This is a genomic window from Rhizobium sp. UBA1881 (assembly GCF_002338015.1).
Taxonomy (GTDB): Bacteria; Pseudomonadota; Alphaproteobacteria; order Rhizobiales; family Rhizobiaceae; genus Rhizobium.
The window spans coordinates 1-5853 of record NZ_DDHH01000040.1 but is presented as its reverse complement, the minus strand read 5'-3'; the positions used below and the strand labels follow the sequence as shown (position 1 = coordinate 5853).

At 63.8% G+C, this 5853-nt stretch carries 7 protein-coding genes; 3 read left to right on the top strand and 4 right to left on the bottom strand.

What is annotated here, in order from left to right; translation table 11 throughout:
* Both B3605_RS03740 and B3605_RS03735 read left to right on the top strand, forming a co-directional pair.
* Positions 1-634, top strand: a 634-nt coding sequence (locus B3605_RS03740; RefSeq protein ID WP_296432344.1) for a methyl-accepting chemotaxis protein, incomplete at its 5' end; no start/stop codon positions are given.
* A 477-nt stretch (positions 635-1111) separates the two neighbouring features.
* Entirely contained in the window at positions 1112-1786 is a 675-nt protein-coding gene (locus tag B3605_RS03735) for a VIT1/CCC1 transporter family protein (protein ID WP_296432342.1), read from the top strand.
* A gap of 9 nt (positions 1787-1795) precedes the next feature.
* Here B3605_RS03735 and B3605_RS03730 read toward each other — a convergent pair whose 3' ends face one another.
* Positions 1796-3661, bottom strand: a complete 1866-nt coding sequence (locus tag B3605_RS03730; RefSeq protein WP_112973187.1) for an ABC transporter ATP-binding protein — start codon at positions 3659-3661, stop codon at positions 1796-1798.
* A 74-nt stretch (positions 3662-3735) separates the two neighbouring features.
* Positions 3736-3924: a hypothetical protein gene (locus B3605_RS03725; RefSeq protein WP_112941582.1), complete on the bottom strand. Its 189-nt coding sequence runs from the start codon at positions 3922-3924 to the stop codon at positions 3736-3738.
* A 219-nt stretch (positions 3925-4143) separates the two neighbouring features.
* Between B3605_RS03725 and B3605_RS03720 the strand changes: the two genes are divergently transcribed.
* Positions 4144-4617, top strand: coding sequence for a cupin domain-containing protein (locus tag B3605_RS03720; protein WP_112941581.1), 474 nt, complete (start codon positions 4144-4146; stop codon positions 4615-4617).
* A 12-nt stretch (positions 4618-4629) separates the two neighbouring features.
* Here B3605_RS03720 and B3605_RS03715 read toward each other — a convergent pair whose 3' ends face one another.
* Together B3605_RS03715 and B3605_RS03710 are read right to left on the bottom strand one after the other, a co-directional pair.
* A complete protein-coding gene (locus B3605_RS03715; RefSeq protein ID WP_112941580.1) occupies positions 4630-4902 on the bottom strand; it encodes a DUF982 domain-containing protein in 273 nt (90 codons plus the stop codon).
* Positions 4903-4942: 40 nt separating this feature from the next.
* Positions 4943-5590, bottom strand: a complete 648-nt coding sequence (locus B3605_RS03710) for an alpha/beta hydrolase (protein ID WP_112941893.1) — start codon at positions 5588-5590, stop codon at positions 4943-4945.
* Positions 5591-5853: the final 263 nt, after the last annotated feature.

Here is a 5853-nt window from a genome sequence, read left to right as displayed (position 1 = left end):
CAAGATCATCGGCGTTATCGACGAGATCGCCTTCCAGACCAACCTCTTGGCGCTGAATGCCGGCGTCGAGGCGGCACGCGCCGGTGAAGCCGGCAAGGGTTTCGCCGTAGTTGCGCAGGAAGTGCGCGAACTGGCGCAGCGCTCGGCCAATGCGGCCAAGGAGATCAAGGGCCTGATCGGCAACTCCGCCGTCGCCGTCTCCGAGGGCGTGCGGCTGGTCAACGAAACAGGCGAGGGCCTGACGGCGATCGAGCAGCTGGTACAGCACGTCAACACGCATATGGATGCGATTGCGACGGCCGCGCAGGAGCAGTCCGTCGGTCTCGGCGAGGTCAACACCGCCGTCAACCACATGGACCAGGCAACGCAGAAGAACGCCGCGATGGTCGAGGAGATGAATGCGGCGGGCGCCGGTCTGGCGCAGGAGAGCACCAACCTCAGCACGCTGATCGGCGCCTTCCAGCTCGGCAGCCGCACTGCGCAGCTGCGCGATGTCGCCCGCCGCATGCAGGAACCGGTAGCTCCGGCACGGGCAGCCGTGCCTGCACCGACGCGAGCGCCGCGCGCGGTTGCTCCTGTCTATGCCAGCCATGGAAACGCGGCTGTTGCCAACAAGGATTGGGAAGAGTTCTGAGGAATTGCTTCTCAGGCTGAATGAGCGGGCGCCCGGACTTTTGGTTCGGGCGTTTTGCGTTTTGTGCGGGATGTGGGATGGGGGCCGTATCGATCGGGATATGGTGAGGTCGGGATTCTGTAACGTTTTTTTTCCCGGTGTAATCCCCATTCGCGACGTCATCCTCGGGCTCGTCCCGAGGATCTGCCGAGGGTTGGTCTGGACTGTACGTGCATGGATTTTGGCTCGGATGGGTGATCCATGACCGTTGCATTCCTGGGGACGTGCTTAGATCCTCGGTACAAAGGCCGAGGATGACGTCGAGCACGAAGAAAGCTCTGCCATTTCAATAAATTGTCAACGCTGTCGCCCTTCTCGGTCATCGGCGTCGTGCTCGTTCCTTGATCCCACTCAATGAAGAGCTCGCCCATTTCGACCATAGTGCGCCGTCGCATCCCGGCAGGGCGACGGGTGGAGGTTGCCGGTTGGAACAATGCCGTGGCGCTGAAGACGATCTCATCCATCTTCGACGATCTCGATCCCGGCGACGCGCTCGCCGAAGTGCTCTTCGGGCTGATCATGGCGCTGACCTGGACTGTGGGTTCGCGGCTGGTGATGCACGAGGAGGGGCTGGATGTTCGGGGGCTGGTCCTCTCCACGCTCGGATGCAATGTCGCATGGGGCATTATCGACGCGGTGTTGCGCATATTGGGGACGACGTTTTTCAGGAGCAGGCGGTTGCATCTGTTTCGGCAGATCAGGAGCGCGCGGGACGAGGGCACGGCGCTCGCCGTGATCCGCAATGAGTTTCCGACCGAGGGGACGGCGCTTGCCGTCGATAGCGCCGATGCGGAGGCGCTCTACCGGTCGCTGCTGACGCTTGCTATCCGTTCCGAGCCGTTAAGGATTTCGTTGACGCGAAGCGATCTGCGTGCGGCCGTCGCGGTGTTTTTCCTGGTATCGGCGACGGCCATTCCGGCGGTGATTCCGTTTTTTCTGATCGACGATGCCGATCGCGCGTTGAGGGTGAGCAATCTGCTGCTGATCGGGCTTCTGTTCTTCACGGGCTATGCCTGGGCGCGCTTTTCCGGCGGGCGGCCGCTTTATGCGGGGGTGACCATGACGTGCCTTGGGCTTGTGATGGTCGGCATTGCCGTGGCGCTGGGCGGCTGAGACAGCGATCTAGCCGATCTCCTCGGGGATGAAGCCGCCGGTCTGGCGTTTCCAGAGGCGGGCGAAGAGGCGGGCGAAGAGGCCGTCGCCTTCGGCGAGTTCTGCCGGGCTCCCTTGCTCGATGATGCGGCCCTGATCGAGCACGACGATACGGTCCATCATGGCGATGGTCGAGAGGCGGTGGGCGATGGCGATCACCGTCTTGCCGCGCATGACGAGGTCGAGCTTTTCCTGGATAGCGGCCTCGGATTCGCTGTCGAGCGCCGAGGTCGCTTCGTCGAGAACGAGGATCGGCGCGTCCTTCAACAGCACGCGGGCGATGGCCACGCGCTGGCGCTGGCCGCCGGAGAGCTTGATGCCGCGGTCGCCGACATAGGCGTCGTAGCCCTTGCGGCCGTCTGCGTCGCGCAATTCGGCGATGAAGGCGTCGGCGCTCGCCGTTTCCGCGGCTTCCTCGATCTCGGCGCGTGCGGCATCCGGCCGGCCGTAGCGGATATTGTCGCCGACCGAGCGATGCAGCATCGCCACGTCCTGCGCGATGACGCCGATGTTGCGGCGCAGGCTTGCCTGGGTGATGTCGCGGATATCCTGGCCATCGATCTGGATTGCGCCCGAGCCGATGTCGTAGAAGCGCAGGAGGAGGCTGACCAGCGTCGTCTTGCCGGCGCCGGAGAGGCCGACGAGGCCGACTTTTTCGCCGGGGTGGACGGTGAGTGCGAGGTTTTCGATAACTGACTTGCCGGTCTTGTAGGCGAAACTCACGTCGTCAAAGCGGATTTCGCCTCTGGTAACGGCGAGATCGACGGCACCTTCGCGGTCGGTGATGGTGGGTGGTGTCGTCATGACGGGCATGGCGTCCTTGATCGTGCCGATCGCCTGGAAGATCTGCTGGCCCATCTGCAGGAAAGTGAAGGTGTGGCCGGAAAGGCGGTGGAGCACATAGATGGCGCCGACGAACTCGCCGATGGTCAGGAACTGATGCACGAGGCCGGTGAAGCCGATCGAGACGATCGCCAGCCAGAGCAGCATGTTGAGCGCCACAACGATGAGCTCGGAGGTGCGGTAGATACGTTGCTCGCTGTGCTGGGTGCTGACCGACTTGCCGATGACGCGGCGTATGGCGCCGGCCTCGCTGTCTTCGGCGGCGAACTGCTTGATCATCTGCATGTTGGTGTAGAGATCGGTAATGGCGCCTGCGACCAGGCTGCGCTGCTTGGCGGTGCTACGCGACCGCTCGGTGAAGACGGGCGCCATCTTGACGGCGAGCGCGACGTTGAGCGCCATCCAGATGGCGGCCGGCAGCGCGAGTTGCCAGGAGAGCGCGCTGAGCAACACCACCGAACCGACCATCTGAAGCAGGAAACGCGGGATCGACTGGAAGGCGGCGATGATCTGCTGCTGTACGGCCGAGGACACCTGCTGCAGCCGGGAGGCGACCTGGCCGGCGTAGAGGTCGTGAAAGAAGGCGAGGTCCTGTCGCTCCACCGCCTTGTGCCCCTGCCACTGGATGGCGGCGGGCATGCCGACGCCGAGCGTGTGCGAGGTCAGCGTGTTGACCAGAAAAGAGGCGATCGGCATGGCCGGGAAGATCAGCAGGCCGAGAAAGGTCAGGAACGGCCATTCGTCGCGGAGGAAGGGCGCCGCGCCCTTTTGCGTGACGCCGTCGACGATGACGGAGAGGCCCCAGACCATGGTGAGGTTCATCGCCTCGATGGCCATGGATGATAGCGCCAGCGCGATCAGCACGCCCCGGAACATGGCGATGAAGTGCACGAGGACAGCGATCGGCCCTTTCGACGGAAGCGGCTGGTAGGGGATGTCGAGCGGCCGGATCAGGCGCTCGAAGGGGCGGTAGATCGCATCTGAAATCGACATCGGCTCTCGGGTCTGTTGGGGGATGACGGGCTCACTCGAACAGTCCCGGTCGTTGGCATGTCTTGAGGTGGTGACTAACGGCGGCGCACGAGGAGTTCGTAGGCGGCGAAGGCGAGCGACATCAGTGCGAAGACGCCGATTGCCAGCGGGTAATTGACCGGCGCGGCGGGGTCGAAGAACTTCGGCACGCCGATGACGGCGACGGCGGATATCAGGGCGGAAAGCGCTGTTTCCTGGGCGATCATGCTGACAACAGGCGACATGCAGTGCTCCCTTGGCTGTGTGAACGGCGGCGTGAACATGCGGATAGAGGGAAGATTAGAGCAATCTCAGCGGGTATCAAGCGTTTGCGGCGCCGTACTTGGCGCGCGCTGCGTGCATGTTTTTGCTATGGAGGCTGGCGGCGCGGGCGGCGGCTTGGTAGGCCTTCCAGCTGCAATCTGTTCCGCCGCATGTCTCAATTCGCCCGAGGACAATCTGCCATGGCCATCCAGACGTCTCATTCCAAGTCGACCGAGGAGGTCATCAAGATACCGGCGATCGGGCTGGAGCTCGGCGTGCGGGTCGATCCGTCGACGACCGACGGGGCGTTCTGCTTCATCGACACAGTCAATGCGCCTGGGTTCGGCCCGCCGCGCCATCGGCACAAGGAGACGGAGGTCTTCCGGGTGATGGAGGGGCGGTATCTGTTCGAGGTGGATGGCGTGCAGTTTTATGCCGAGGAGGGCGATGTCGTGACCGTGCCGGGTGGTGCTGCGCACGCCTTCGTCAATGTTACCGATCGGCCGGCGCGCCAATATATCCTGATTGCGCCCGGGCTCGATGCGAGGGCCTTCTTTCTCGGGCTTGCCGATGTGATGCACGACGGGCGGCCGGATACGGCGGCGCTCAACGTTTTCGCCAAGACGTGGGATGTGGAGTTTCTCGGGCCGCCGCTGACGGTGCCGACTGAGTAACAGCCTAGCTGCTCAGTCCTTCTTGATATCGATGCCGGCCTCGATGGCAGCGGCGATGAAGGCCTTGCGGGCATCCTCGTTGCTGCGCTTGCCCTTGATGACGTCAGCGCAGACGAGAAGCGCCTTGTCGAGCGCGGGTCCGTCTTCCGTCGGCCAGTCCTCGATCATCGCCCAGGAAGCAGCCTGGGTCGTGTCGATCGTCACATACTGGCCGGGTTCTTCGAGCGCCAGCATGACGGGCTGCGGCCAGGGCTGCTGGGTGAGATCGCCGTCGGATTTTGCCATTGACTGGTCGCCTGTTGTCTGTTGTCGCGTGGCGGCCTGCTTAAAGCGGCGGGCGGGTGTGGGCAAGCGGAAAGACGCGGGATGCCAGCCATTGGCCGATGATGGCGGGTTCGTCTTCGTGGAGATTGTGGTCGGTGGGTGATGAATGGCTGGTGACGTCGGCGCCGGCCGCCTGGAATTGCCTGGTGATACGCGTGGCGTCTTCAGTGGAGCGGCGGTCGTCTCGGTCGCCGGAAAGGATGAGGACGGGCTTGGTCGGCATGTGCGGGACGATCGCGTCGGGATCGGGCGAGAGCGGGCGGATGAGGATGGCGCCGGCCGCGATGTCGGGATCGCGGATCATCAGGGAGGCGGCGATGATGGCGCCGTTGGAGAAGCCGAGGAGGATGGGCGGACGGGTGATCAGGCCGGTCTCGATTGCTGCTTGGATGAAGGTGTGCAGGCGTTCTGTCTGGAGGGCGAGGTCGGCCTGATCGAGGCTGCGGTCGGGGTTGCGGCGGAAGAAAGCGTAGCCGCTCTCCCAGGGGATCGGGCCGCGCAGCGACAGGTATGGCCAGCCGGGGGCGGCGGTTTCCGCCAGCGGCGGGAGTTCGGTCTCGTCGCGGCTGCTGCCGTGCAGGAGGAGGAGTGGTGGGCGGGTGTCGGTGGTTGAGGTCGCGCGGTAGTGGAAGCCTTGGAGGTGGGGCATCGGGGTGTTGGCTTCCTGTTGTTGGTTGGCGTTTTGGTCCATGATCGTTGCGAGTGTGGTTGACCTTTCCTCCGATATTTCCCGGCCGTTAGCATCCCCACGGCGTCTTCCTCGGGCTTGTCCCGAGGATCTAAGCACGTCGCTCGGAATGCAAGGGTGCGGATGAATTGGCTTGGGTGCCGGCGGGTGGTTTTGTCCACTACCGTAACGGTTTTGGTGGGCGTCGGCAGATCCTCGGGACAAGTGTAAAGCCCGGAGACATC